Genomic DNA, 26203 nt, shown 5'->3' with positions numbered 1-26203 from the left:
GCCCTGAAGCAGGCTGCTTCCAGTGCCCGTAACGACAAGAGCTTTATTGGCGCCAGTCACCGCGCCAGACTGGCCCGCATGGATACCTCATGCGCGATCAAAGCTACCGCCCATCAACTGGCCCGGTTGATCTACGCCATGCTGACCAAAGGACAGCCTTATGTGGAAAAAGGCATAGAGGAGTTTGAGGCCCAAAGTCGTAATCGCCAAATTAGAGCCTTGCAACGCAAGGCTACTAAGTTGGGTATGAGGGTGGTCGATGCAGCTTAAAAGCTTTTTAAAAACAGAGGGTTGTATTTTGTTTGATGAGAGCTTGCTCCCGCTGGGCGGCGCAGCAGCCCCAACAGCAGCAACCCAAGCAGACTTTCCGAGGTGTCAGTCTCTAGGGCCGCTTCGCGGCCCAGCGGGGATAAATCCCCTCACCACAGGGATCGGTGGTGTTTTTCAGAACGGTGCCGGGCACTCGAAGCGCAGGCGCTCGCCGCTTTGCGGATGGGTGAAGCTCAGCATGCTGGCGTGCAGGCACAGGCGTGGCCAGGCAGCGAGGGCCTGCGGATGGGCGTAGAGCCCGTCGCCCAGCAGCGGATGACCGATGGACAGCATGTGCACGCGCAATTGGTGCGAGCGCCCGGTGATCGGCGTCAGCTCGACCCGGCACCAATCGCCGCAACGTTCCAGTACGCGCCAGAAGGTCAGGGCGTGTTTGCCGTGCTCATGGTCCACCACATGCCGGGGTTTGGTCGGCGGGTCGTAGCGCAAGGGCAGGTCGATGCTGCCGCTGTCCAGTTCCGGTTGGCCCCAGCACAACGCCGTGTAGGCCTTTTCGGTTTCGCGATCATGAAATTGCCGGGACAGTTCACGATGAGTGTCCGGGTCGCGGGCCAACAGGATGATGCCGGAGGTTTCCCAGTCCAGTCGGTGCACGATTCGGGCTTCCGGATAGCCGTTTTCCTGCAGGCGGGTGATCAGGCAGTCCTTGTTGTCGTCGGCCCGGCCGGGCACGGAAAGCAACAGGGTCGGCTTGTCGACCACCAGGACCGCGGCGTCCTGATGAATGATGCGGATGTTGGACAGGGGCATTGAAAACAGTCTCGTTACAAACGCCAACGGCGGCTCGGGTCCTTCTCAAACCCAAGGGGGGAGGAGAAGGACCCGAGCCGCCGTGGCTCCCGCCGGGGCGATCAGCGATCCGGCAGGGTGATATTGAGTTCCAGGATCGAGCAACTGCCCTGGCTTTCCAGTGCCACGTGCACGTCATCGCTACCGATGTTGACGTATTTGCGGATCACTTCCACCAGTTCCTTCTGCAAGGCCGGCAGGTAGTCAGGGGTGCTGCGTTGGCCGCGTTCGTGCGCCACGATGATCTGTAGACGCTCTTTCGCGACCGAGGCGGTACTGGGCTTTTTGTTGGCACGAAAGAAGTCAAAAAGGTTCATTACCTACCTCCAAACAGGCGCTCGAAGAAACCTTTCTTCGTTACATCGAGGAATCGATGCGCTACGGTTTTGCCCAGCAGGCGATCGACGGCATCGCTATATGCCTGGCCGGCGTCGCTCTGGTCGTCGAGAATCACCGGCACGCCGGAGTTGGAGGCTTTGAGTACCGCTTGGGATTCCGGAATCACGCCCAGCAGGGTGACGGCGAGGATTTCCTTGACGTCTTCGACGCCGAGCATTTCGCCGTCGCTGACCCGTTGTGGGTTATAGCGAGTCAGCAGCAGGTGTTCCTTGATCGGCTCTTCGCCCTTTTCGGCGCGGCGGGATTTGCTTGCCAGCAGGCCCAGCATGCGGTCGGAGTCGCGGACCGACGACACTTCCGGGTTGGTCACGACAATCGCCTCATCGGCGAAGTACATGGCCAGGTGGGCACCTTTCTCGATACCGGCCGGGGAGTCGCAGACCACGAACTCGAAGTCTTCCTTGAGTTGCATCAGGACTTTTTCCACGCCTTCCTGGGTCAGCGCGTCTTTGTCGCGGGTCTGGCTGGCGGCCAGCACGTAGAGGTTCTCAAGGCGCTTGTCCTTGATCAGGGCTTGTTGCAGGTTCGCTTCACCGTTGACGACGTTGACGAAGTCATAGACCACGCGACGCTCGCAACCCATGATCAGGTCCAGGTTACGCAGGCCGACGTCGAAGTCGACGATGACTGTCTTGTGGCCGCGCAGAGCGAGACCGGTACCGATAGCGGCGCTGGTGGTGGTCTTACCCACACCACCCTTGCCGGATGTAACCACGAGAATCTTGGCCAAGGTGTTTCACCCCTAAGGAAAAAGGACTTTTTCAGCCCCTGAAAAACATCTCTGGAAAACGGCTGCAATTGGACAGGCTTGGCTGGAATCGGATGTCGGACGGGGTCTACCTCCGGTAAACACTGCCTGATCCTTTTTCCTACGTCGTTTAAGCCGTTTTCGCTCGTTTTAGAGATGCTTGGAAAATGCGGCAGTATCCGTTAAAGCCGAATGATGTTCAACACGTCGCCCGACAGGCTGATCTGAACGCCCGCCCCCCACAACGGATCGCGGCGCAAATCCTCGGAAACCTTGTACTGCCCGGCGATGGAGACCAGTTCAGCGCTCAATTGCTGACAGAAGATCCTGGCTTTCGTATCCCCCTTGACGCCGGCCAGCGCGCGGCCGCGCATCGGGCCGTATACATGGATGTTGCCATCGGCCAGAAGTTCCGCGCCCGGGCTGACCGAGGACACCACGACCAGATCGCCACCCTGGGCATAGATCTGTTGCCCGCCGCGTACTGGCGAGGTGATGACGCGCGTCGGCTTGATGGTGGGTTCTGGTGGTTTTTCCGGGACTTTCCTGGCTTCGACCGGGCTCAGTTCCAGCACGCGCTCCCGGGCGCCGGACGGCGGCAGCACCGGAATGTCCACGGCGATGGCCGCGGCGATGTCTTCGATGCGGCTGGCGCGGATCGCCAGGGTGCGCAGGCCGTGCTGGCGGCAAACGCGCATCAGGCCTGGCAGGTCCACCGCGCCTTCGCCGGCCGGCAGCTTGTCCAGGGCCAGCACCAGCGGTGCATTGCTGAAGAAGTTCGGCGCCTGGGCGACTTTGGCCGCCAACTGCCGGTCAAGGCCTTCCAGGTCGTTGCGGGCCAGCTCCAGCACCGTAATGGCGAGCATGCTGCCCTTCAACTGGAACACGGGATCTTGGTCTAGCGGTTCGGTTTGGCTCATGGTCGGCGTACAACGGCTTGTCACTAAAAGTGCCGAGACTTATAACGAGATCGTCCGCCAGCCGCAACCCGGGTCGAACAATGTAGAATGCGCGGCCCATGTCTTAATGGAAGCTGTAATGGATCGCCCGCGTTTTCGAGCTGCATTTTTTCATCCGCGTTTCTGGCTGCTGTGGTGCGGCCTGGGCCTGTTGTGGCTGATCGTTCAATTGCCTTATCCGTTGTTGCTGCGGGTCGGTCGCGCACTGGGCGCGCTGATGTATCGAGTAGCCGGCGACCGACGGCGCATCGCGCGGCGCAATCTGGAACTGTGTTTCCCGCAAAAGTCCGCCGTCGAGCGCAAGCGTCTGCTCAAGGAAAACTTTGCCTCCACCGGCATCGCTTTTTTCGAAATGGCCATGAGCTGGTGGTGGTCGCGTTCGCGCCTGGCGAAGCTGGCCCATGTCGAAGGGCTGGAGCATCTCAAGCAGGCCCAGCGCGAGGGCAAGGGCGTGATCCTGATGGCGCTGCATTTCACCACCCTGGAAATCGGCGCGGCGTTGCTCGGCCAGCAGCACACCATCGATGGCATGTACCGCGAGCACAAGAACCCGCTGTTCGACTACATCCAGCGCCGGGGTCGCGAGCGGCACAACCTCGACTCCCTGGCCGTGGAGCGTGACGACGTGCGCGGTATGCTCAAGCTGCTGCGCGCCGGGCGGGCGATCTGGTATGCGCCGGACCAGGATTACGGCGCCAAGCAGAGCGTGTTCGTGCCGCTGTTCGGCATCCAGGCCGCGACGGTCACCGCCACCAGCAAGTTCGCCCGCTTGGGCAAGGCGCTGGTGGTCCCTTTCATCCAGGAACGCCTGGCCGACGGCAGCGGTTATCGCCTGGTGATCCAGGCCCCGCTGACGGATTTTCCGGGCGAGACCGAGGAAGCCGATTGCATCCGCATCAACCAGTGGGTGGAGCAGTCGGTGAGTGATTGTCCTGAGCAATACCTCTGGGCCCATCGGCGCTTCAAGAGCCGTCCACCGGGCGAGCCGAAGCTGTACGACAAACGCGGTTGAGCCGATATCCGCCATTTTCAGCACCTTGAGCACGGAGCATTGCGATGACCCCAGCTGAACCGGTTACAGGTTTGATTCTTTCCGGCGGTGGGGCTCGAGCGGCGTATCAGGTAGGCGTGCTGGCGGCCATCGCCGAATTGTTGCCAGACGGTGCGGACAACCCGTTCCCGGTGATCGTCGGTACGTCGGCCGGGGCAATCAACGCCGTCAGCCTGGCGAGCGGGGCGATGGACTTCAAGACCGCCATCGAGCGGCTGACGGCGTTCTGGCAAGCGGTGCGCAGCCATCAGGTCATGCGCAGCGACTGGCGAGGCGTGATCGCCCAGGCGACGCGTTTCATTACCCACAGCCTGTTGGGCCTGGGGGCCAAGTTGCCCGTGGCGCTGATCGACAGTTCGCCGTTGCGCGAACTGCTCCAGGCCCAATTCCACGCCTCGGGTATCGAGCAGGCCATCGTCGAGCAGCAACTGCGCGCGGTGGCAGTGACGGCGTTCGGTTATGAATCCGGCCAGGCCGTCACCTTCTACCAAGGGCGCGGGACCATCGATGCCTGGCTGCGACATCGACGTATCGGGGTGCCAACGCAGTTATCGGTGGAGCACCTGCTGGCCAGCTCGGCGATTCCCTTGTTGTTCGCGCCGGTCAGGATCGGCCCGCAATACTTCGGTGACGGCGCGGTACGGCAATCGGCGCCCATCAGCCCGGCCTTGCACCTGGGGGCCAATCGGGTGCTGGTGATCGGCGTCAGCGGCAATCCCCGTGGCGCGGGTGGTCAGGATCACGCCGAGCGCAGCTACACCGGCCTGCAACCGACCCTGGCGCAGATCGGCGGCCATATGCTCAACAGCACGTTCATTGACAGCCTGGAAAGCGACATCGAGTTGCTTGAGCGCCTGAACGGGTTCAGTCACCTGCTGCCCGCCGACGTGCCGGCCCACGCCCTCGGCGCGGCGCCGGTGGACGTGCTGGTGATTTCGCCCAGCCAGCCCATTGATGAAATCGCCGCCCGCCATCGGCAGGAACTGCCCCGTGCGCTGCGGTTATTCTTGCGCGGGCCGGGCGCGACCAAGACCAGCGGCGCGGGGGTGCTGAGTTATCTGTTGTTCGAGTCGGGCTATTGCAGCGAACTGATCGAGCTGGGACGCCAGGATGCACTGGCGCAGCGTGAGGCGTTGAGTCGGTTTTTGGGGTTGGCTCAGGGATGAACCCATTTCGAGCCCCTGTGGCAGCGGGCTTGCTCGCGAAAGCGGTGGATCAGCTTGCACTGATATTGAATGTTCAGTCGTCTTCGCGAGCAAGCCCGCTCCCACAAGGATCTATGGCGGGCCTGAGACTGGGTCGGATCAGAAATGGTACTTGAGCAAGAAGCTGGTATTGCTCTGGTTGGTCTTGAACCCGTCGCTGTCTTCGATCCCGTACTTGTTCTTCCAGTAGTCGTACTCCACGCCCACATACAACTGCTTGGCACCGAGCTTCAACGCCTTGCCCAGGTCATATTTGATCTGCGGGTTGATGTGCAGGTTGGCGTGGTAGGTGCCCTTGGAGTTGGTGTCATTGTCCACCACCCAGTCGATGAAACCGTCGATCAGGAGGTCGGATGAGCCCATGGGGATGGTGTAGGCCCAGGTCGGGGTGATCTGCCAGACGTTGTCGCCGGCGCGTGGACCTTCGGTCTGGCGGTTGTAGAAGTTCAGCTGGAAGTAGTCGAAGCCGGGAATCGCCAGGTCGAAACCCGGGCCGATCAGGTAGGACTCGTTGTCGCCTTCGCCGAATTCATAGGTCATGGCCAGCAGCACGTCCTTGATCGGACCCAGTTCCAGCTTCTGGTCGAAGATCTTGCCAAACGACAGGCGTGGGCTGAACTCACCGTAGTAGGTGTTCGGGCCGGACTGGCGGTCGTCCTGGCCGTTGTAGAAGATCCGGTCGAGGAAGAAGAAGTTATCCCCGTATTTCCAGGCATCGGCGTGTTCGAAGGTCACGGTCTGCTGGATGCGCGGGTTGACCTGGAAATCCTTGCCGTACAGGTAGGTCAGACTATTGTTCTGCCATTGGAACAGGTCATTGGCCATCGCTTGGCCTGCGACCAACAAGGCGCCTGCGAGTATCAGGCTGGTGCATGTACGTTTCATTCGGTTTGCTCCCAAAGGTAAGTGGTACCGCCATTTTTTTTTCAGATCAGCGCTCTTGATGTGGCGCTTTTTTCTACGGATAAAAACATCCGTTCGGTCAGCTTTTTGCTCGTGGCAGATGCTGATAGCAAGAGCTGAGCCAAACCCGAAAAAAGCTCGTCCAGCTATTTGGAACAGTCGAAAAAGATGTTTTCCAGGGACGTCCGATATCCCCCGTGATGCCGGGATAAGCTGGCGTTTCGGTCAGGATTCGATGATTTTTTACGCTGCCCGGGTGTGAACGGCCGCGCAGGGTACGGGCTTGTCCTGGTGGGATCAAGTGCCCTGCAACGGCGCATTCGCGGCGAATTTGGGGCGCGGCTCAGTTGGTCCGCGCGCCCTGGTTGATCCACGCGCCGATCAGGTCGCGTTCCTGCTGGGTCATCTGGGTGATGTTGCCCAAGGGCATGATCTGGTTGGTTACGGCCTGGGCCTGGATGCGCGCGGCCTGTTGCTGGATCTGCTCTGGCGTATCGAACATCACCCCAGCCGGCGCGGCGCTGAACAGCGGGCTGGTGGGCTTGGCCGAGTGACAGACCGAACAGCGTTCCTGGATCACGCTGTGGACCTTTTCGAACGACGGGCCCTGGGCGTTGGTCGCCTGGGTGGGCGCCGATGCCGGTGCGGCCGGGGCCGTCGCTGGTTTTGCGCCACCGCCCACCGCCGTTTCCGGCAGCGGCTGGTATTCGATGGCGGCTGGCGTCTTGGCCACGTCCGGTGCGTTGGAGACTGGCTTGGGGCCGGTGACATACGCCAGGCAGATCATCGCCAGGGCGCCGACCGGCAGCGTCCAGGCAAACCGGTTGCTGTCATGGCGGGTGTTGAAGTAATGCCGCACCAACACCGCCGCCACGGCGATCCCGGCCAGGATCAGCCAGTTGTACTGGCTGCCGTAGGTGCTCGGGAAATGGTTGCTGATCATGATGAACAGCACTGGCAGGGTGAAGTAGTTGTTGTGGCGCGAACGCAACAAACCCTTGGCCGGCAGTGCAGGATCGGGCGTGCGGTTCTCGGCGATGGCCGCCACCAGTGCACGCTGGGCCGGCATGATGATGCGGAACACGTTGCCGACCATGATCGTGCCGATGACCGCCCCGACGTGCAGGTAGGCACCGCGACCGCTGAACACCTTGCTGAACCCGTAGGCGGCGGCGACCAACAGCACGAACAGGATCACGCCGAGCAGGGCGGGGCGCTTGCCCAGGGCCGAGTCGCACAGGAAGGAATAGACGAACCAGCCGACCAGCAACGAGCCGAGGCCCAGGGCGACGCCTTCGGGGCCGCTCAGGCCGCTGCCGGGGGCCAGCAGGTAGACGGTCGGGTTCCAATAGAACACCACGCACAACAGCGCGATGCCCGACATCCAGGTGAAGTAGGCTTCCCACTTGAACCAGTGCAGGTTGTCCGGCATGGACGGTGGCGCGAGTTTGTATTTTTCCAGGTGGTAGATACCGCCACCGTGGATGGCCCACAAGTCACCAGCCAGACCACTTTTTGGATTGACGCGATTGAGGTTGTTTTCCAGCCAGACGAAGTAGAACGACGCGCCGATCCAGGCCACGCCAGTGATCATATGAACCCAGCGCACGCTCAGGTTCAGCCATTCCAGCATATGTGCTTCCACAGTCTTTACCTCTCGCCCGTCACGCTTGTCTGCGCGTGATCGGACCTTCTCTTGGGGACGGTGTGAAAACGTAGCGAGCGAAGGCAAGACAAGGCGAAAACTGGCGAGAAAGCGGAGTTGACTTTAGTCAATGAGCATTTCGAGTCAGTTTTCAACGCAGTATTGCCGAGCGCAGTAGTTTTCACTCCGTCCACTGGTGGGGGGCGAGGATCAGTGATTCATCCTCTTGGAAAAAATGCTCATCGCAGTTATTGCCTGTGCCACTGCGATCAACCACCAGGAAGTCATCCCGCTTTTCGATCGTCAGCACCGGGTGGTGCCAGACGCCGCGATGGTAATTAATGCCCTGCCTGCCGTTGGTGACGAAGGCGCGGACCAAGCCTGATACAGGTGCATCGCCAAGTGGCGCGACCACGATCAGAAAGGGGTTGCCGAGCAGCGGAATGAACGCCTGGCTGCCCAGCGGATGGCGCTCCAGCATGCGCACGGTCAACGGCATCTCCAACGCATCGGCGCGGAAGATGCTGATGATCGCCTGGTCGTCCGGCGTGGCGGTTTCCACCGTCGCCAGGCGATGGAAGCGCATGGTCGAACCGTTGTTGATCATGAAGTGATCGCTGCCATCGGTTTCGATCACGTCACCGAACGGGGCGAAGGCTTCTTTGGTCAACGGTTCGATCTTGAGTGTGCGCATGCTGGTCTTCTTATCCAAAATTCTGTGTCGTTTGTTCAGCTTGTGTGGCGAGGGAGCTTGCTCCCGCTGGGTCGCGAAGCGGCCCTCGAAATGGGACTGCTACGCAGTCCAGCGGGAGCAAGCTCCCTCGCCACAGGTGCGGTGTTTACTTCGTTACCTTGCCCAACACCCGCAGGCGACTCACACCCCCATCCGGGAACACATTCAAGCGGATGTGGGTGATCGGCCCCAGGGCCTTGATCTGCTCGGCGAAGGTGTGTTCGGCGTGCATTTCCAGTTTCTGGCTCGGCAGCAGCTCGCGCCAGAACAGCGATTGGGTTTCGATCTGGCTGTCGGTGCCGCCCTTGACGAATGCGCCCTGGATCGAGCAACTGTCGGGGTAGTTGCCCTTGAAGTGCAGGGTGTCGACGATGACTTTCTCGACCTTGCCGGCATGGCCCAGGGCGACGATCACCCAGTCATTGCCCGGGGTGCGGCGACGGGCGGTTTCCCAGCCATCGCCCATGTTCACGCCACGACCCGGGTTGAGGATGTTGCTCATGCGACCGAAGTGTTCGTCGGAGCAGGCCAGGGCACGGCCACCGTTGAGGGCTGCGGCCAGGTCGATCTGTTCGTTGTCGCCCACGGCCGACCAGTCGCGGTACGGAATTCCATAGATCCGCAACCGGGCCACGCCGCCATCGGGGTAGATATTGAAACGCAGATGGCTGAAGGCCTGGTCGTTGCTGATTTCGTGGTAGTGGTGGCTGTTGCCTTGCAACTCGACGGCCGACAGCACTTCCGTCCACTGGGTGTTTTCGTCCGGCTCGCCTTCGGTCAGGAAGCAGGCTTCGAGGGAGGCCGACGGTGGATAGTTACCGGTGAAGAATGAGGTGTCGATGTCCACGCCTTTGATCGAGCCGGCCACGCCCAGGCGGATCACTGCGCTGTCGTAGCCTTCGAAGCGCTTGCGCCGCGATTCCCAGCCGTCCATCCACTTGCCGTTGTCATCGAACACGCCCTCCTTCCATACGGCCGGGGTCGGCTGGAACAAACGGTTGGCGTCGGCGAACCAGTCATCGGTGACCGAGATGATCTTGGTGCCGAGGCGGGCGTCGGCCAGGTTGACGAACTTCTCGAAAGGTACGGCGTAAGCTTTCATTCTTCTTGTCTGCCTTTAATAAGTTGGCTGGGGATGCTTGCAGGAGGCTGCTCGCTAAAGGGTCAGTAGTCGGAACAACGCGATCTTGTTGATCTCTGCCAGCGCGCATTTGAATTCGGTGTCTACCGAGTGATGGATGCGCGTTTCGAACGCTGCGAGGATCTGGTGCCGGTTGCTGCCTTTTACCGCCATGATGAAGGGAAACTTGAACTTGGCCTTGTAGGCGTCGTTCAGCTCGGTGAAGCGTTGAAACTCTTCGGCCGTGCATTGGTGAATACCGGCGCCGGCCTGTTCGTTCGTGCTGGCTTCGGTCAGTTGGCCCTGGACGGCGGCTTTGCCTGCCAGGTCCGGGTGAGCGTTGATCAGGGCCAGCTGGCTGGCGTGATCGGCGCTCAACAGGATATCGCTCATGCGCTGATGCAGGTTTTCGATCTGGTCGATCGACGGATCCTGGCCCAGGTCGAAGGCCTTTTCGGCCACCCATGGCGAATGTTCGTAGATGTCGGCAAAAGCCCGGATGAAGGCTTCACGGCTCAAGGTCGAGGGCTTGAGGGTCTGGAAGGCGGTCATTTCGACGCTCCTGGTTTCGAAGCCCCTTGGTACGGATGGGTCTGCTGCCAGTGACGCGCAATGTCGACACGACGACTGAACCAGACGTGTTCATGGCCTTTGACGTATTCGAGGAAGCGCTTGAGGGATGCCAGGCGGGCAGGGCGGCCGATCAGGCGGCAGTGCAAGCCGATGGAGAGCATCTTCGGCGCCTCGGCACCTTCGGCATACAGCACGTCGAAAGCGTCCTTGAGGTATTGGAAAAAGTCGTCGCCCTTGTTGAAACCCTGCACCTGGGTGAAGCGCATGTCGTTGGTGTCGAGGGTGTAGGGGATCACCAGGTGCGGCTTGCCGTTGGGCGTGTTCGGTTCCCAGTAGGGCAGGTCGTCGTCGTAGGTGTCGCTGTCATAGAGAAAACCGCCTTCCTCCATGACCAGCCGGCGGGTATTGGGGCCGGTGCGGCCGGTGTACCAACCCAGTGGGCGCTCGCCGGTGATTTCGGTGAGGATACGGATCGCTTCGAGCATGTGCTCGCGCTCCTGGGCCTCATCCATGTATTGGTAGTCGATCCAGCGATAGCCGTGGCTGCAGATTTCGTGACCGGCGGCGACCATGGCGCGGATCACCTCCGGATGGCGCTGGGCGGCCATGGCCACGGCGAAAATGGTCAGCGGGATATCGAATGCCTTGAACAACTTGAGGACCCGCCAGACCCCGGCACGGCTGCCATACTCGTACAGCGATTCCATGCTCATGTTGCGTTCGCCCAGCAGCGGTTGTGCCGCGACCATCTCCGAGAGGAACGCCTCGGATTCCTTGTCGCCATGCAGGATGTTGCGCTCGCCGCCTTCTTCGTAATTGAGCACGAAGGACAGGGCGATGCGGGCATTGCCCGGCCACTGGGGATGGGGAGGGTTACTGCCGTAACCGATCAGGTCGCGTGGGTAGTCAGCGCTCACTGCAGTTTTCCTTCTTGTTCGAACCATGTGGGTGGCGCCCTGGCGATGGATCATAGGCTGGCGTCACGACGATGGGGTGATTGTATACAACTTTATGTGCGATTTGTAAGCCTGGTTTTTTGCATTTTTCACCGCTGTCCCTGGTTTGTCTACACTGCAAGAAACCTGCCCATCTGGTCAATTAATGGCTTGAAGAATGGCGTATCCTTTGGTTTGGCTTAAGATTGGGCAGGAACCTTTGTCGGAACGCATGCAGACTGAATATCTGTTTTTTATTGTGTACAATTTTCTTCTGAAATGTCTTAATTCGTTCATCGCCGTGGCGTTTCGTGCTCCGAAACGGTGCGGTTTGTCTTTCAACTGATTCAGGAGGCGTCGCGCCGGACTGCCCAGCAGCGAGGCACGCACAATCAATGGGACGTTTGACTACTCACGTTTTGGATGCCGCATACGGCTGCCCGGGCAGCTCGATCAAGGTCGAACTGTACCGCGTAGAGGGTTCGCAACTGCAACTGGTCGCCAGCGCGCAGACCAACAGCGATGGCCGTTGCGATGCGCCGCTGCTGCAAGGCGATGACTACCGTTCGGGTGTCTATCAGATTCAATTCCAGGCCGGCGATTACTACCGCGCCCGTGGTGTCCAGTTGTCCGAGCCGGCGTTCCTGGATGTGGTGGTGCTGCGCTTCGGCATTTCGGCCGAGCAGGAGCATTACCATGTGCCCCTGCTGATTTCGCCTTACGCCTATTCAACCTATCGAGGCAGTTGAGCCCCCAAGCAACTGCCTGGTCCTGGAAGCCACTGCGCATAAAGCTTCTTTGGTTTTTCGCCCGCTCACACTGCGGGCTTTTTTTTTGCGCGGCGTATTTACAGCCTGGAATTGTCATCCCGGATGATGAAGACCGTGTCGGCAATGCCTGGGCGGATTTCAGTACCGCCTTTGAGCCAGATGATTTTGTTGGCTGCGTGGGCGTCCCTGACGACTTTCGCCGCGGCTTCGCCGAGCTGGTTTTCCAGGAGGACGCCGGCTGTATTGGGGTCCAAGTACGTTGGCAGGGAAATCTTTGGGATCCTGGTGCGATGCAGGCTCATGAAAAATACCTGATCATGCTCGGCGCGTTGGAATACCAATGCCGGGAAACTGTTGTAGGAGCTTGGCTCCATGACCGTGTAGCCGTTGCGGGTCAGAAGGGCGGCCATAAAGCGTTTGAACTCCACGGGTGTGTACGTCGACTGGAAAGAAAGCCACTGTCGCTGGAACAGCATGGGATCAAAATCCAGCCGCTCCAGCGTCCCCGTCGAAAATGGGGCGGGCAGGGTTATCGAGCGGGCAGCGCCTCTGGAAGAGGGGGTGGTCGGAAGCGTCGGCAGCATCAAGAGCGGATCGGACCATTGTGGATGCGGCGCGAGGCCGGCGTTTTTCCAGCCGTTGAAAATCTGGCGCAGGGCGGTCAAGCCCGCGGCATCGGCGAAAGGTCCGTTATTGGCGAGTTCGAATTGCTTTCTTGCGATGTTTTCCAAGGTGACTGTCGTGACTTCTGGAAAACAATCCCTGACGTAAGCCGTCAGTGGTTTTTCAAAGGGAAGCCGGGCGTCAATTTCCCAGTGGTTATCCGGTGGAATTTGCATTGCGCCTCGGGGCTGCTCGTCAGGCGTATGCCGGAGGGTGGCTTCCAACAGGTCAAAATCATAGGTGGGATGAGTGGGCGGCTGAACGTAGACGATTGGGTGTTCTCGCGCGTCGCTGCGCGTCACCACCTTGTAGTGGACGTTGTCGCGGGTGATGAACTCGGACACCATGAATCTTGGGTCGATCCCCCAGTTCTTACTGAATACCGGGGCGCTTTGCCCAGGTGCTTCGCTTTGTGAGGTCGTCGCGCGCTGACGCTTAGGCGCTGCCACTTGCGACGCCTCATCATCCGATAGCCTATGGGGCGTGGAAGCAAGATCGGAATCACTGTCGTGCATCGCCTCTCGGTGCGGAATCTGACGCCATAGGTGGCTGCCTTCCACTTGCTCCAGGCGTGGTCCGGAGGCGACGAGTTCGATGCCTGACCGGGCCCTGTAGTTCTGTTCGGAATCGCGTCCAAGCAGCACCGTCCCACCCTCTGAAAGCTCGACGTAAGTGCGTGTCCTGAACGTCCGGATCCCAGACGTTGCGTCCGGCTCCGATAACATGGGCACCAGCTCGGGTGAAAGGTAGTAACCGTCCAGCGATACCGAGGCTGGGGCTGCACGGATGGCGGCCGGTGAAGCCATTTCGGATATCTGAATGGTCGAGAGCAAAGATTCAGGCGTTTCGATCGCGTGCTCGGTTGGCGAGACGGATGGTGGATCGATTCCCTCTCCCCTCACGGGGTTTGCGAGCATTGTTTCCGCTGTCGTATCGCGGCTGGAGTGCGGTGTATCGGGGAGCGACTTTGGCGGCTTGGGCCGGGTGTTTTGTCTTGGGCTCATTGAAAGTGCCTGTTCTTGAGTTTGAAAAATAGTGTTGATTCATGTGGTCATGAAGCGAGTGGCCTGTCGCATGGCGGACAGGCCCAGGGCTTGAGAATGTTCGTGGAAAACCAACAGGCAGGTGCACTACATATATATGGCGTGAGTGAGAAATCTTCGAAGAAAGTGCGTGAAGGCTAGTTAAGTTCGGGAGGGGCCTCCGTCCACGAGAGGAGCCAATTCAGTTGAGAAAGCCTTATGCCGAAGACCGCGCTCAGTGCTAGCGCCCGGGCAAACATCACCGAGTGTTCCAATGTGAAGCTCTCCATCAGTTCCATGCACTTTCCGCGCAACAAACGAAGGGCGTCATCACTCATGGGCGGACTCTGATTGAGGCCTTCGCGGGCTAGATCCTGATAGATCTGGAGGGCGTGTTCACACAGGTCTGTTTTTCTCAGGTCCGCCGTCTCGATGACTCGGGACTTATCGGTGTCGAGGATCCATTGGCGGGTCTTGAGGTTATAGCTCAAGTTGCCGGGAGACCCATCCTTGACAGCAATGTGAAGGACCTTCAGTTCTTCGGATGCCAGGCTGGACAGTTCGCTGGGCAATACTGCGCTGGGATCGGCGAGTGGGACAAAGTACCGGCCATCGAGCGCTTCTACATAAACTCGTTCGAACAGGCTGTCGACAGCATGGACAACGCCTCGTGCGGTGATGACGCGGACCTGGTCGACAAGGTCTTCCGCTTCATGGACGGGAAGATGAATGATCGCTGTGCCGATCCGCAGCAGGTTGGAGGAAAATGTGATCTCAACCGGCCCGAGGTGCCGGGCGTCGAGTTCCCATAGCGAGGCCCGGGGGAGCCGGGGATTGGCGCCGGCCAGCGCGCCCGGCGTGGACAGGCGTAGCGTCATGTCCGGGCTCAAGTGAACAAGGTAGGTGGCGCCTTCGCCAATCAGCACTTCGATGCCCGTCTGTTCGGTAGGGGATGTGAGCAGGGCGCAGGTTGCCCAGCTGCGCATGTAGTGGGGATGCTTGTCCAAGGGCTGTAAGTAGGCGTAGTGCTTTCTCGTCGGTGTGAGTGCCCGTGACGCTTCCGTTTTCCACTCGACCGGGTCTTTACCGATGAAGGTTTTGTCCAGCAACAGATCATAGTCAGGCGAGGGTTGGACCAGGCGGTAGGATGAGCCGTCGTTCATGACCACAATGAACGTGTGATGCGAACCCAAGGCGGAAAATGCACGCCGCCCTGTCTGCGGGTTTTGCGCGCTATAACGTTCATCGGAACTTGCCAGGTTCTTCAAGACGACTCGGCGAACGCCAAAGTGTAATGTCAGGCCACATTCGCCGTATTTTACGGTATCCCCTTCGGCTTCCTGAGTGGCGTGGGCGCTGTAGTGGGCTTCGATACGGGTCAGTTCAGCGTCGCTATAGTCCAGATGGAGGGTGGTGGAGAATTTGCTTTTCTGCTTGACCTTGAGCGTGGTGAGTTCATTGATGCGTGAAACGTAAAAGTTCGAGTCTTTGTCATGGGCGATCTGCTGCTCGCTTCGACCATTGGGAATGGCCGGGTTCCGTGGTGTTCCTGCCTGCACCACGATGGCTTCAATGTCCAGCGGACCGCGGTGCTCGATCGTGTCAGGCAGGTCGGGTACCAAATGGTAGCCATCCTGGGTGATGAACGTCAGCTTATTGTTTTGTAGGGGGCTTGGATAATCGATGTCTTCATAGACGTTCCTGATGATGACTTTTCGAAGCGCCCAGTCGTTGGCATCGAAGCAGGACGTCAGAACCAAATGACCTTCTTCTATCTGCCAGCTTTCAATCAGGTCCGCTCTCCAGTCCAGAGCGATGACGCTGTTGCCTACGCCATCTTCGCTGATGGAGACACAACCGGGTTTATGTGCGATGGCATAGACATCATCGCCAGGTCCACCGTCTGCATTACGGTTGTTTCCATTCAGGAGAAAAATCCGGTCATTTCCCGCACCGGCCTCGATTGAGTCATTGCCGCGGGATTTAATGACGTTCGAGCCGGCGCTACCCTTGATGACGTTGGCACCGCCCTCGGGGATTTCGACATTTTCAATGCCTTCAAGGCGCGCATGGGGAGTGTGTTCGCTCTCTGTTTGATGACTGGCTTGAGTGATGACGGATACGTGCCCGGCCTCCAGGTCGACCTGATAGCCCAGGCGCGGCTCCTGACTATTGCGGGTGCGACCCGATAAGATGAGCGTATCGTTGCCCAGGCCTCCCACCAGGGTATTTGTTGTTTGTCCTCCACTGAGAGGCTCTGCCGAGCCCTCGAAGATGAAAACGTCATCTTTCACGCCGCCGGTCAGTTTTTTAACCCCCGCGCCGTAATGGAAGACATTGGGTTTGTCCTCAACGCCCAGAACGGTGTCGTTGCCAGCGCCGAGGTACCAGTGGATAGCTTTGTCTTGTGCCGACGGTTCAACGACCGCGCCGGGTGTCTGGGCGGTCACGCCACTGCGCGCGTCGATCCAGTCATCGCTGTCCTTGATCCTGGGACGCACTGTGGTCGCCTGGTATTGTTCTCCCGTCCACCAATTCCAAGTGGTGTAGGTCACCGGTTCGAGTTCTACGGTGAATGCTCCGTTTACGATCGCCTCAGTGCTGTCTTTCAATGGGCCCTTGAGTAAGTACAAGGCATTGGCCCGCAGCCGCTTGGTGTGTTCGGCGGTCGCCTTGGCGAGGGTGTAGCGATCCTGGATGTCTTTATCAGGGCTGATTGCCCAGAAAGCGAGCCAACCGGTGCGCAGGCGCTCGTGCGCGGTGAGTTCGATATAGTCGTCGATTTCGTCGACTTGACGAATCGCGCCCCAGATTTGTGATCCCACCACCAGGATAAGCCCCGCGGCAAGGCCCACAGGACCGGCTGAACTGAAACCTGCCAGTGCTGCGATGCCGAGGGTCAAGCTCATGGCCGCACTGGTGACGCTCAAGGCGGCGCTGACGTAGTGGTCGGTGGCTTCCTTGCCGGTGGCGCGGGCGGCGGCTTTGAAAGAGTCGACAGCGGCGATGATATCGAAAGGCAGTGTCAGTACGCTGGCGATCAGGCTGCTTCCACGGGCGAGCCTTATGGCGAAGCCTGTTTTGGCGAAATCCCTGAGGGCGCTCTGGCCGGCCTTGATCATCTGAGTGGCTTGCCGGGTCACCGCTGCCTCGACACCGATCGAGGCCATCTCGGCCGCCACGCCGGCCCCGTTGAAGACCGTCTGGTAAGCGTCCTTGTTCTGGATGGCGTCCTGCAGGCCTCGCAGACCGCTATAGATACCGAAGGCCTGGAGGCCAAGGCCCGTTGGGATGAGGAGGTTGCTCTTCGCATGGTTCACCCAACTCATGGTTTGCGAGAGCGCATGGAGGTTGAGTCTCTGGGCGGCGTTCAAAAGCTTTTCAAGCGTGCTTCGATACCCGGTTGGTTCAGCCTGTGTATCAGGACTTTCTTTCAACAAGGGGCGCGCCGTGGGCGAACGTTGACTCGCCATTTCGAAAAGCAAAGTGGGTAACCGATAGTCGTCCACATCGCTGGTGAGCGTCATACGCGTTTCGATGTCAACGGCGCTGAACTGCAGCGAGTTCAAGAAAAAGCGATTGGGGGTGCGGAAAAAAGTATTGTCCCCTGTCAGCGGTTGTCCATCGGTCGTGGCGCCCAACGCATCCAGGGCTGAACGGGTCACCTTCACGGTGCCGATAGAGAGCGGGCCATAAAGTTTATCCACGACGTCGAGTTGGGCCTGCCGATGTTTGTGTTCGGCGCTGACCGGCGTCTCATCGGCCACCCTGAAGTCGAGTGTCTCGACGGTGTGCTCATTGGCATGAAAGCCCAGGTCCGTAATGACTACGGCGTGCTCGTCAGGAACAGGGGAGGGATAGAAAACCTTGGTCATTGTGAACGTCCTTGTTCAACGATGATGTGAATGGCCCTCTATCTAAGGTGTTTTCCTGAAGGGTGTACATCGATTGGTTGTTGCGGTGTTTTGCGAAAGCCCGCCATGAAAAACGACGGGGTCAGTGGCTGGACAGCAGAGAAGCTGCACCCGCGCCGCTAAATAATCCGGCACTGATGCGATTGAACCAGCTCTGGCCTTTTCCCGTACGCAAGTACCGCGCCGCGCCGTGGGCGCCGAGACCGTAGGCCAGCTTGCACAGCAGGTCGAGCACGGTCCAGGTGGCGATCATGATCAACAGTTGCGGCAGGAACGCTTGCTCGGCGCTCAAGAACTGCGGCAGGAACGCGGCGAAGAACAGGATGTCCTTCGGGTTGCTGGCGCCCAGCACGAACGCCCGGCCGAAGAGGGCGCCAAAGCGTGGGACGGCAGCGGCCTGGGGCACTTCGGCGCCTTGGGACGGTTGGCGTGATTGCTGCCAGCTCTGCCAGGCCAGATAAAAAAGGTACAGGGCACCGACAATCTTCAGGGCGCTGAACAGTTGCTCCGAGGCCATCAACAACGCACCGAGCCCCAACGCCGAAGCGCTCAACAGGCAGATCGAGGCGATCACGCCGCCGAGGAACGCCGGGTACGAGCGACGCAGGCCGTAGTTCAGGCTATTGCCGATCATCAACAGCGACAGAGGGCCGGGGATGAGGATCACCACCAAGGCGGCGCCGCTGAACAACAGCCAGGTTTCCAGATTCATTGCGTGGGTCCTTAGGTGCAAAAGCCTCATCCAAGGGATGAGGCGGGTGGCTAGGTGTATCGCTTACAAGAAGATGAACTTGGCGATGAAGATCGCGCAGAGCACCCACAGGCTGACGGAGATTTCCTTGTGTTTACCGGTGCCGGCCTTGAGCACCACATAGGTGATGAAACCCAGGGCGATACCGTCGGCGACCGAGAACGTCAGGGGCATCATGATGGCCGTGACGATGGCCGGGATACTGTCGGTCGCCTCGTCCCATTCGATATGGGCCATGCCGCCCATCATCAGCATGGCGACGTAGATCAATGCACCGGCCGTGGCATAGGCAGGGATCATCCCGGCCAGCGGTGCGAAGAACATGGCGGCAATAAATAGCACACCGACGGTCACGGCGGTAAGCCCCGTCCGGCCACCCGCCGCCACGCCGGCGGCGCTTTCCACGTAGCTGGTCACCGGTGGCACACCGACCATGGCGCCGAACACGCTGGAGGCGCTGTCGGCTTTCAAGGCGCGGGACAGGTTCTCGATCTTGCCGTCGGCTTTCACCAGCCCGGCACGCTGGGCAACACCCATCAGGGTGCCGGCGGTGTCGAACATGTGCACGAACAGGAAGGCCAGCACCACGCTGATCATGCTGACGTTGAACACCCCGGCCACGTCCATCGCCATCCAGGTCGGGGCCAGGCTCGGTGGTGTCGACATGACGCCGTTGTACTGCACCAATCCCAGGCCCCAACCGGCCAGGGTCACGGCGATGATGCTGATCAGGATCGCGCCGAACACACGGTGATAACTGAGCACGGCGATCATCAGGAAGCACACCGCGGCCAGCAGCGGGCCGGGCTCACGCAACGAGCCGAGCTTGATCAGGGTCGCGGGGCTGTCGACGATGATCCCGGCGGTTTTCAGGCCGATCAGCCCGAGGAACAAGCCGACCCCCGCGCCCATGGCGAACCGCAGGCTCACCGGAATGCTGTTGAGCAGCCACTCGCGCACCCGTGACAGGGTCAGGATCATGAACAGCACACCGGAAACGAACACCGCGCCCAACGCGGTTTCCCAGTTGTAGCCCATGGTGCCGACCACGGTGTAGGTGAAGAACGCGTTCAAGCCCATGCCTGGCGCCAGGCCCACAGGCCAGTTGGCGTACAGCCCCATCAGCAGGCAACCCAGGGCCGCGGCGATGCAGGTGGCGACGAAGGCGGCGCCGTGATCGATGCCGGCGTCGGCCATGATGTTGGGGTTGACGAAGATGATGTAGGCCATGGTGATGAAGGTCGTCAGGCCGGCAATCAGCTCGGTCTTCACCGTGGTGCCATGCAAGCTGAGTTTGAAGATGCGCTCCAGCCAGCCACTGCGTAGCGGCGGCGAGAGGTCCAACGTCCGGGCTTCGGGTTTGCGGCTTTCCACAGCGAGTACTCCTCAAGAGTCTTATTGTTATTTCCAGCACCGCATACGCCCTGGGGGTGGTTGCGATGCGCTGAGGCAGGTAAGGCTGGCGAAGTATGTTGACCTGTTGGTCAGGAACTCGCACGAAGCGAATTATGCTTTTGTATACAAATAATGCAAATAATGTTTTCTGTGTTGTCGACGAAATGTCGGGCAATAGGGATATATCGCCGTTGCGGGCGATAGCGTCGGATCAGACGCCTTCAGTCACTGGACTTCCCCAGTGCCAGGTTCACCGCCAGCCACCCGTCCACCGCCGCCTCCCCAGCCTCGGCAAACACCCGCTCCAGCAATTTCACCTGCTCACGCCGCAACGCCTGTTCGAACCGCTCGCCCTCGGCCGTCAGTTCCAGCAGCCGTTTACGCTTGTCGGTCTCGGACGCGACGCTGTTCACCAGGTGCATTTCCATCAGTTGCCGCAACGGCATGTTCAGCGCTTGCTTGCTCACGCCAAGAACCGCCAGCAACTCCTTCACGCTCAGGGAAGGGTAGCGGGCGATGAAAAAAACGATGCGCTGATGCACCCGGCTCAACCCACGGCGCTCGAGCATTTCATCGGCCTTGGCGGTGAACGCCTGGTAACCGAAGAAGAACGCTTCCATGGCCATTTGTTGGGAAGTTGGGTTTTTAAGGTCAAGCATATTGACGTATCCACACGGGTCGGCGTAATTTCGGTCAACCAGTTTGACTCATTCCTCCCGTGCCCCGCTACAGGTGACCCCATGGCTTTTTCCGAACGTGTCTCGCGCCTCAAAAGTTCTTTGATTCGAGAAATCCTCGCGGCGGCGCAGCGCCCTGAAGTGATGTCGTTCGCCGGCGGCCTGCCGGCCGAAGCCATGCTGCCGAAAGTGGAATGGGCGGCTATGCCCTTGTCCATGGGCCAGTACGGCATGAGCGAAGGCGAACCCGCCCTGCGCGAAGCCCTGGCGGCCCAGGCGCGGGCGCTGGGTGTGGCCTGTGAGGCGAGTCAGGTGCTGGTGGTCAGCGGCTCCCAGCAAACCCTTGACCTGGCGGCCAAGCTGCACATCGACGTCGGGACTGAAGTGATGTTGGAAGCGCCCACTTACCTGGCGGCGTTGCAGATTTTCCAGCTGTTTGGCGCCGATTGCATCACGGTGCCCCTGGAAGCCGACGGTCCGGACCTGAAAGCGTTACGGGCGCGGCTGGAGCGGCATCGGCCGGCGTTCATCTACCTGATTCCGACCTTCCAGAACCCCTCGGCGGTGCGCTACAGCGAGGGCAAGCGCGATGCGGTTGCGGCGCTGCTGGACGAGTTTGGTGTGACCCTGATCGAAGACGAACCCTACCGCGAGCTGACCTTCGACGGCGGCAGCGCCACGCCGATCGTCAGTCGCTTGAAGAAGGCCAGTTGGATCTATACCGGCACCGTGTCGAAAACCCTGTTGCCGGGGCTACGGGTGGGCTATTTGATTGCCAGCCCGGATCTGTTCCCGCATCTGCTGCGACTCAAGCAGTCAGCGGACCTGCACACCAATCGCATCGGCCAATGGCAAGCGCTGCAATGGATCGGCACCGAGCAGTACCGTCGCCATTTGAGTGAGCTGAGGGATTTTTACCGGGACCGCCGTGATCGCTTCCAGGCCGCGCTGGAGAAGCATTTCACCGACCTCGCGGACTGGAACGTGCCCGAGGGCGGGCTGTTCTTCTGGCTGACACTCAAGCAACCGCTGGACACCCGCACCTTGCTTGCCGCTGCACTGGCTGCCGATGTGGCGTTCATGCCGGGGGAGCCCTTTTTCCCCGAGCCGGACCAGCATCCAGGGCACCTGCGTTTGAATTTCAGCCACATCGACCCGGCGCGGCTGGATGAAGGACTCAAACGGTTGGCGAGAGTGGTGCGGGAGGCGTTGGCGGCAAAAGCGGCTTGATGTCAGGAGGTTTCGCGGTGGTCTTGCTGGCCCTATCGCGAGCAAGCTCGCTCGCGATAGGGCCAGTAGTCACAGTAGAAAATTGTCAGGCTGCAGAGAACCGCTTATCCAGATACTCAATGATCACCTTGGACTCATACATCCAGGTGGTCTCACCGTTCTCTTCGATACGCAGGCACGGCACTTTGATCTTCCCGCCTTGTTCCAGCAGCGTCTGGCGATCTTGCGCGTTGTTCTTCGCATCGCGCAGGGCCACCGGTACGTTGAGGCGGCGCAGGGTGCGGCGGGTTTTCACGCAGAACGGGCAGGCGTGGAACTGATACAGCGTCAGGCTGCGAGCGGCCTGCTCGACCTGCGCCTGGGCCTCGGCCGAGCGCTTTTTCTTGCCCGGGCGGGTGATGAAGTCGATGAAGATGATGAGCTGGCCCAAGCCAACCCGAAGCGCTTTGACGATCACGGTATTAAGCCTCGCGGCAGGGAAGAAGAGGGCGCGCAGCTTACCTGATTTTTCACAGGCGAAAAAAAACCGGCGGTCGATGGGAATACTGTTCACTTAGGGCAATCGATATACCTGTGGCGAGGGAGCTTGCTCCCGCTGGGCCGCGAAGCGGCCCCAAAACCGACCAAATGCGGAGCCTCAGATACACCGCGTCCACCGGTTTACGACTGCTTCGCAGCCGAGCGGGAGCAAGCTCCCTCGCCACAGGTCCATCATTTTTCTTGAATGAACACCATCAGGCGATCAATGCTGGTTTTCTTCATGCGGCGGATTACTTGATGAGGCTGAGGAATTCGCTGCGGGTGGCGGCGTTTTCCCGGAACTCGCCGAGCATCACCGAGGTGATCATCGAGGAGTTCTGCTTTTCCACACCGCGCATCATCATGCACATGTGCTTGGCCTCGATCACCACCGCCACGCCCAAGGCACCGGTCACTTGCTGGACCGCGTCGGCGATTTGGCGGCTGAGGTTTTCCTGGATCTGCAGGCGACGGGCATACATGTCGACGATGCGCGCGACTTTCGACAGACCCAGCACCTTGCCACTCGGGATGTAGGCCACGTGAGCCTTGCCGATGAAAGGCAGCAGGTGATGTTCGCACAACGAGTACAACTCGATGTCCTTGACCAGCACCATCTCGCTGTTGTCGGAGCTGAACAAGGCACCATTGGTGACTTCTTCCAGGGTCTGTTCATAACCGCGGCAGAGGTACTGCATGGCCTTGGCAGCACGCTTGGGCGTGTCGAGCAGGCCCTCGCGGGAAACGTCCTCGCCCAATTGGCCGAGGATCGCGGAATAATTCTGTTCCAGAGACATGAAACTACCTGTGGGATTTTACGCAAAGGGCAAGGGTACGGTGGCGGACACGGCGCTGCAAGCTCGGCAATCGAGGGCTATTCGTCGCGACCTTCCATCATGGTGCGCTTGAGCATCACGTAGACCGCCCCGGCCCCACCGTGTTTCGCCTGGCAGGAGGTGAAGCCCAGCACTTGCGGGTGCTGGCGCAGCCAGGTGTTGACGTGGCTCTTGATCATCGGCCGCTTACCGTCCAGGCGCACGGCTTTGCCATGGGTGACGCGCACGCAGCGGATTTCGAATTTCGTGGCTTCGGCCAGGAACGCCCAAAGAGTTTCCCGGGCCTTTTCCACGGTCATGCCGTGCAGGTCGAGGCTGCCCTCGAAGGGGATCTGGCCGACCTTCAGCTTGCGCATCTGGCTTTCCTGGACCCCGTCGCGTGCCCACATCAACTCGTCTTCCGGCCCGACGTCGATCACGAACTGATCGGACAAGCCATCCACGGTCGTGGCGTCGGTGCGCACGGTAGCGGCCTGGCGCAGCTTGGCGATTTGCGCGCGATCGGCCTTGGGCTTGCCGGTCTCGGCACGGTCGTGCTTGATCGGTTTTACGCCCTGGATCGCACTTTTGAACAGGGAAAAGTCATCGTCTTGCATGTCAGCCTCCGCGAAGCCGACCAGTTTACCCAACTCTGGCGGGATCAGGCGCGACAAAACGTCGGATGGCGGGTCAGTCGTGCTTTTTCATCAGGTGCGGAGCCATGGCCAGCTCCAGGGATTGGCGGGCACGACGGCGGCAGCGGCGCCAGAGCCAGACGCCCAGCAACAATACGAAAAGACCGATCGCCAGGATGATCGCCGAACCCAGTGGGGTGGCATTCAATTCGCCCAGAGCGGGCGGGCGGCCCAGCAGGCTGGCCGCACCGGCCATGGCGAGCAGTACGCCGAGTGTTGCCAGGAGCGCAGCGATCGCCGCGCCGAAACGAAACCGCCAGTTGCTCGGGCCCTTGGGCCGCAAGCGACGTGCGTCAAAACCATCGGATAACTTCATTCCGACCTTCCTCAATGGGTATCGGCCCTTCGACCGGAAGATGTTCGGGTTGTTCCTGAAGGTAGGGCAATTGCGGCAAATGCGAGGCTTTTGCGGATGAGCGGCGAAAGTGGCCGCTCATCAAGGCGAATCAGATGAAATCACGGGTCAACGCCAGGGTGGCGAAGTTGTCCGCCATGATCGCCATTTCGGTCTGCTGAACGTGTTCGGCGCTGAGGACGCCGCCCTTGTACGGCAGGTCGCGAGTGGCGCAGGCGTCTTCCACCAGGGTACAGCGAAAGCCCAGGTTCTTGGCGGCGCGCACGGTGGTGCTGACGCTGGAGTGGCTCATGAACCCGCACACGATCAGGTCCAGGGGGCCGAAGTCTTCCAGGCGCTTTTTCAACTCGGTGCCGTGGAAGGCGCTGGGCAGTAGCTTTTCGATCACGGTTTCGTCGGCCTGGGGTTCGAGGCCGGGAATGAACTCCCCGCGCTCGCCTTGTGGATCGAACAGCCCGCCATGGGTACCCAGGTGGCGCACATGCACGATCGGCCGACCGGCTGCACGGGCCGCACCGAGCAATTGCTTGATGTTCGCGACGGCTGCATCCATGCCGCTCAGGGCCAGGGGGCCGGCGAGGTATTCTTTCTGGGCATCGATGATGATCAGGGTCGCTTGACTCAGATTGGCCGCTGCATAACCACGGCCGCTGAGTTGAAACATCGTTTTTGGAACGGACATTCTGGGGCTCCTTCGAGTGGGGCTTTTGCGACATTGTCCTCTGGCTGAGCGGTTCTGTGAATCGCTTCCATCGCAAGGGCCGCCGTTGCTGGCCTACAGCCTTGTCAAGATGCTCATCTTGTTCAATAGGCAGATCAAAAAACGGATAATTCCTACGCTTGGTCCGGGGTTTTTCGTTCGTCATCCAGGCGTGTTTGGGTGGGGCCGCGTTTGACTGGTAGACTCGCCCGTCGATTTTTCTGGAGTTTGCCGCCGTGATCACTTCCCGTCTCCGTACCCTGCGCGACCATATCCGTTGGGCCGTCAGCCGTTTCCATGGGGAGGATCTGTTTTTCGGTCATGGCACCGACAATGCTTGGGACGAAGCCCGGCAACTGGTGTTGGGCGCATTGCACCTGCCATGGGAAATTGCCGACAGCTACCTGGACTGCCGTCTTGAAGACGAAGAATTGGTCCATGTGCAGCGCCTGCTGCGTCGGCGTATTACAGAGCGTGTGCCAACCGCCTATTTGTTGGGTGAGGCCTGGTTCTGTGGGATGTCGTTCATCGTCGACGAGCGCGTGCTCATTCCGCGCTCGCCCATCGGCGAACTGATCGAAAAGCATTTCGAGCCGTGGCTGGGCCAGGAACCGGCACGAATTCTTGATCTGTGCACCGGTTCCGGCTGCATCGGCATTGCCTGTGCCTATGAGTTCCCGGAGGCCGAGGTAGTGCTGGCCGACCTGTCGTTCGAAGCGCTGGAAGTGGCCAACCAGAACATCGAGCGCCATGGCGTCGACGAGCGCGTGTTCACGGTCCAGGGCGATGGCTTCGACGGTCTGCCGGGGCAACGTTTCGACTTGATCGTGTCGAACCCGCCCTACGTCGATGCGGAAGATTTCGCCGACATGCCGCAGGAGTACCAGCACGAACCGGAGCTGGGCCTGGCTTGTGGCGATGACGGCTTGAACCTGGTTCGCCGGATGCTGGCCGAGGCGGCCGATCATCTGACCGAGAAGGGATTATTGATTGTCGAGGTGGGCAACAGCCAGGTGCATGTCGAGGCGCTGTATCCGGAAGTCGATTTCGCCTGGCTCGACTTCGAACGCGGTGGTCATGGCGTGTTCATGTTCAGCGCCGAGCAGTGCCGCCAGCACCAGGGGTTGTTTGCTTCGCGGGTTTGCCCCGAGTGAGCTGATGGAACTGTCCTTGTGGCGAGGGGATTTATCCCCGTTGGGCTGCGCAGCAGCCCCCGCCACTTTCCTGATACACCGCGTGGGCAGGTTTGGGGGCGCTTCGCACCCCAGCGGGGATAAATCCCCTCGCCACAGGGTTATGGGTCAAGC

At 60.1% G+C, this 26203-nt stretch carries 25 protein-coding genes and 1 pseudogene; 6 read left to right on the top strand and 20 right to left on the bottom strand.

Translation table 11 applies throughout. The annotated features are described in order from the left end of the window. Positions 1–270, top strand: a pseudogene (locus BT116_RS28700) (IS110 family transposase); the annotation flags it as partial. Between the two features lie 174 nt (positions 271–444). Here BT116_RS28700 and BT116_RS28695 read toward each other — a convergent pair. From BT116_RS28695 to minC, 4 genes are all read right to left on the bottom strand, one after another. Continuing rightward, positions 445–1080: an RluA family pseudouridine synthase gene (locus tag BT116_RS28695; RefSeq protein WP_003204542.1), complete on the bottom strand. Its 636-nt coding sequence runs from the start codon at positions 1078–1080 to the stop codon at positions 445–447. Between the two features lie 101 nt (positions 1081–1181). Further along, positions 1182–1436 carry a cell division topological specificity factor MinE gene (minE, locus tag BT116_RS28690; protein WP_003179111.1) on the bottom strand — a complete coding sequence of 85 codons (255 nt, stop codon included), beginning with the start codon at positions 1434–1436 and terminating at the stop codon, positions 1182–1184. Beyond that, complete coding sequence (gene minD / locus BT116_RS28685) at positions 1436–2248, bottom strand: septum site-determining protein MinD (protein ID WP_058542331.1); 813 nt, start codon at positions 2246–2248, stop codon at positions 1436–1438. The genes minE and minD overlap by 1 nt, the downstream gene beginning before the upstream one ends. A 200-nt stretch (positions 2249–2448) precedes the next feature. Continuing rightward, positions 2449–3186, bottom strand: a complete 738-nt coding sequence (minC, locus tag BT116_RS28680) for a septum site-determining protein MinC (RefSeq protein ID WP_063324805.1) — start codon at positions 3184–3186, stop codon at positions 2449–2451. Between the two features lie 118 nt (positions 3187–3304). On the opposite strand from minC, the gene BT116_RS28675 reads away from it, so the two are divergent. Then, positions 3305–4237 (top strand): lipid A biosynthesis lauroyl acyltransferase, encoded by a 933-nt coding sequence (locus BT116_RS28675; protein ID WP_072349001.1) that lies wholly within the window; start codon positions 3305–3307, stop codon positions 4235–4237. Between the two features lie 44 nt (positions 4238–4281). Beyond that, positions 4282–5442 (top strand): patatin-like phospholipase family protein, encoded by a 1161-nt coding sequence (locus BT116_RS28670; RefSeq protein WP_072348999.1) that lies wholly within the window; start codon positions 4282–4284, stop codon positions 5440–5442. Between the two features lie 138 nt (positions 5443–5580). Here BT116_RS28670 and BT116_RS28660 read toward each other — a convergent pair whose 3' ends face one another. The 6 genes from BT116_RS28660 to puuE form a co-directional block, all read right to left on the bottom strand. After that, a complete protein-coding gene (locus tag BT116_RS28660; RefSeq protein WP_072348995.1) occupies positions 5581–6366 on the bottom strand; it encodes an outer membrane protein OmpK in 786 nt (261 codons plus the stop codon). Between the two features lie 361 nt (positions 6367–6727). Continuing rightward, complete coding sequence (locus tag BT116_RS28655) at positions 6728–8029, bottom strand: urate hydroxylase PuuD (protein ID WP_072348993.1); 1302 nt, start codon at positions 8027–8029, stop codon at positions 6728–6730. Between the two features lie 181 nt (positions 8030–8210). Continuing rightward, the gene (locus BT116_RS28645; protein ID WP_072348991.1) at positions 8211–8723 is read right to left on the bottom strand and encodes an ureidoglycolate lyase; all 513 of its coding nucleotides are present in this window, start codon (positions 8721–8723) and stop codon (positions 8211–8213) included. A gap of 145 nt (positions 8724–8868) precedes the next feature. Beyond that, positions 8869–9864, bottom strand: coding sequence for an allantoicase (gene alc / locus BT116_RS28640; protein ID WP_072348989.1), 996 nt, complete (start codon positions 9862–9864; stop codon positions 8869–8871). A gap of 54 nt (positions 9865–9918) precedes the next feature. Then, positions 9919–10434: a 2-oxo-4-hydroxy-4-carboxy-5-ureidoimidazoline decarboxylase gene (uraD, locus tag BT116_RS28635; RefSeq protein ID WP_072348987.1), complete on the bottom strand. Its 516-nt coding sequence runs from the start codon at positions 10432–10434 to the stop codon at positions 9919–9921. Beyond that, a complete protein-coding gene (gene puuE / locus BT116_RS28630) occupies positions 10431–11372 on the bottom strand; it encodes an allantoinase PuuE (RefSeq protein WP_072348985.1) in 942 nt (313 codons plus the stop codon). The genes uraD and puuE overlap by 4 nt, the downstream gene beginning before the upstream one ends. Before the next feature lie 413 nt (positions 11373–11785). Here puuE and uraH point away from each other — a divergent pair, with 413 nt between their 5' ends. Further along, positions 11786–12139, top strand: coding sequence for a hydroxyisourate hydrolase (gene uraH / locus BT116_RS28625; RefSeq protein WP_072348984.1), 354 nt, complete (start codon positions 11786–11788; stop codon positions 12137–12139). Positions 12140–12237: 98 nt separating this feature from the next. Here uraH and BT116_RS28620 read toward each other — a convergent pair whose 3' ends face one another. The 5 genes from BT116_RS28620 to BT116_RS28600 all read right to left on the bottom strand — a co-directional run bounded on the left by BT116_RS28620 (position 12238) and on the right by BT116_RS28600 (position 20564). Then, positions 12238–13827 carry a hypothetical protein gene (locus BT116_RS28620; RefSeq protein ID WP_139209504.1) on the bottom strand — a complete coding sequence of 530 codons (1590 nt, stop codon included), beginning with the start codon at positions 13825–13827 and terminating at the stop codon, positions 12238–12240. 176 nt (positions 13828–14003) lie between these two features. Further along, on the bottom strand, positions 14004–17720 hold the full coding sequence (locus tag BT116_RS28615) for a calcium-binding protein (RefSeq protein WP_072348980.1): 3717 nt from the start codon (positions 17718–17720) through the stop codon (positions 14004–14006). Positions 17721–17841: 121 nt separating this feature from the next. Continuing rightward, complete coding sequence (locus BT116_RS28610) at positions 17842–18471, bottom strand: LysE family translocator (RefSeq protein WP_072348979.1); 630 nt, start codon at positions 18469–18471, stop codon at positions 17842–17844. A gap of 63 nt (positions 18472–18534) precedes the next feature. Further along, positions 18535–19884 carry an NCS2 family permease gene (locus BT116_RS28605; RefSeq protein ID WP_072348977.1) on the bottom strand — a complete coding sequence of 450 codons (1350 nt, stop codon included), beginning with the start codon at positions 19882–19884 and terminating at the stop codon, positions 18535–18537. 242 nt (positions 19885–20126) lie between these two features. Further along, a complete protein-coding gene (locus BT116_RS28600) occupies positions 20127–20564 on the bottom strand; it encodes a MarR family winged helix-turn-helix transcriptional regulator (protein WP_072348975.1) in 438 nt (145 codons plus the stop codon). 81 nt (positions 20565–20645) lie between these two features. Between BT116_RS28600 and BT116_RS28595 the strand changes: the two genes are divergently transcribed. After that, positions 20646–21812, top strand: a complete 1167-nt coding sequence (locus BT116_RS28595; RefSeq protein ID WP_072348973.1) for an aminotransferase-like domain-containing protein — start codon at positions 20646–20648, stop codon at positions 21810–21812. A gap of 85 nt (positions 21813–21897) precedes the next feature. On the opposite strand, the gene BT116_RS28590 is transcribed toward BT116_RS28595, so the two are convergent. From BT116_RS28590 to BT116_RS28570, 5 genes are all read right to left on the bottom strand, one after another. Next, positions 21898–22269, bottom strand: a complete 372-nt coding sequence (locus tag BT116_RS28590) for a glutathione S-transferase N-terminal domain-containing protein (protein ID WP_072349002.1) — start codon at positions 22267–22269, stop codon at positions 21898–21900. Positions 22270–22582: 313 nt separating this feature from the next. Beyond that, positions 22583–23128, bottom strand: coding sequence for a GTP cyclohydrolase I FolE (gene folE / locus BT116_RS28585; protein WP_072348971.1), 546 nt, complete (start codon positions 23126–23128; stop codon positions 22583–22585). Positions 23129–23205: 77 nt separating this feature from the next. After that, a complete protein-coding gene (locus tag BT116_RS28580) occupies positions 23206–23763 on the bottom strand; it encodes a Smr/MutS family protein (RefSeq protein ID WP_025214971.1) in 558 nt (185 codons plus the stop codon). A gap of 73 nt (positions 23764–23836) precedes the next feature. After that, entirely contained in the window at positions 23837–24157 is a 321-nt protein-coding gene (locus tag BT116_RS28575; protein WP_063324821.1) for a hypothetical protein, read from the bottom strand. Between the two features lie 130 nt (positions 24158–24287). Beyond that, complete coding sequence (locus BT116_RS28570) at positions 24288–24878, bottom strand: cysteine hydrolase family protein (protein ID WP_003204493.1); 591 nt, start codon at positions 24876–24878, stop codon at positions 24288–24290. Between the two features lie 254 nt (positions 24879–25132). Between BT116_RS28570 and prmB the strand changes: the two genes are divergently transcribed. After that, complete coding sequence (gene prmB, locus BT116_RS28565; RefSeq protein WP_072348968.1) at positions 25133–26050, top strand: 50S ribosomal protein L3 N(5)-glutamine methyltransferase; 918 nt, start codon at positions 25133–25135, stop codon at positions 26048–26050. The last annotated feature ends 153 nt before the right edge of the window (positions 26051–26203 follow it).

It is taken from the genome of Pseudomonas sp. NFACC16-2, assembly GCF_900119205.1.
Classification (GTDB): Bacteria; Pseudomonadota; Gammaproteobacteria; order Pseudomonadales; family Pseudomonadaceae; genus Aquipseudomonas; species Aquipseudomonas fluorescens_Q.
This window is presented reverse-complemented; position numbering and strand designations above follow the sequence as displayed.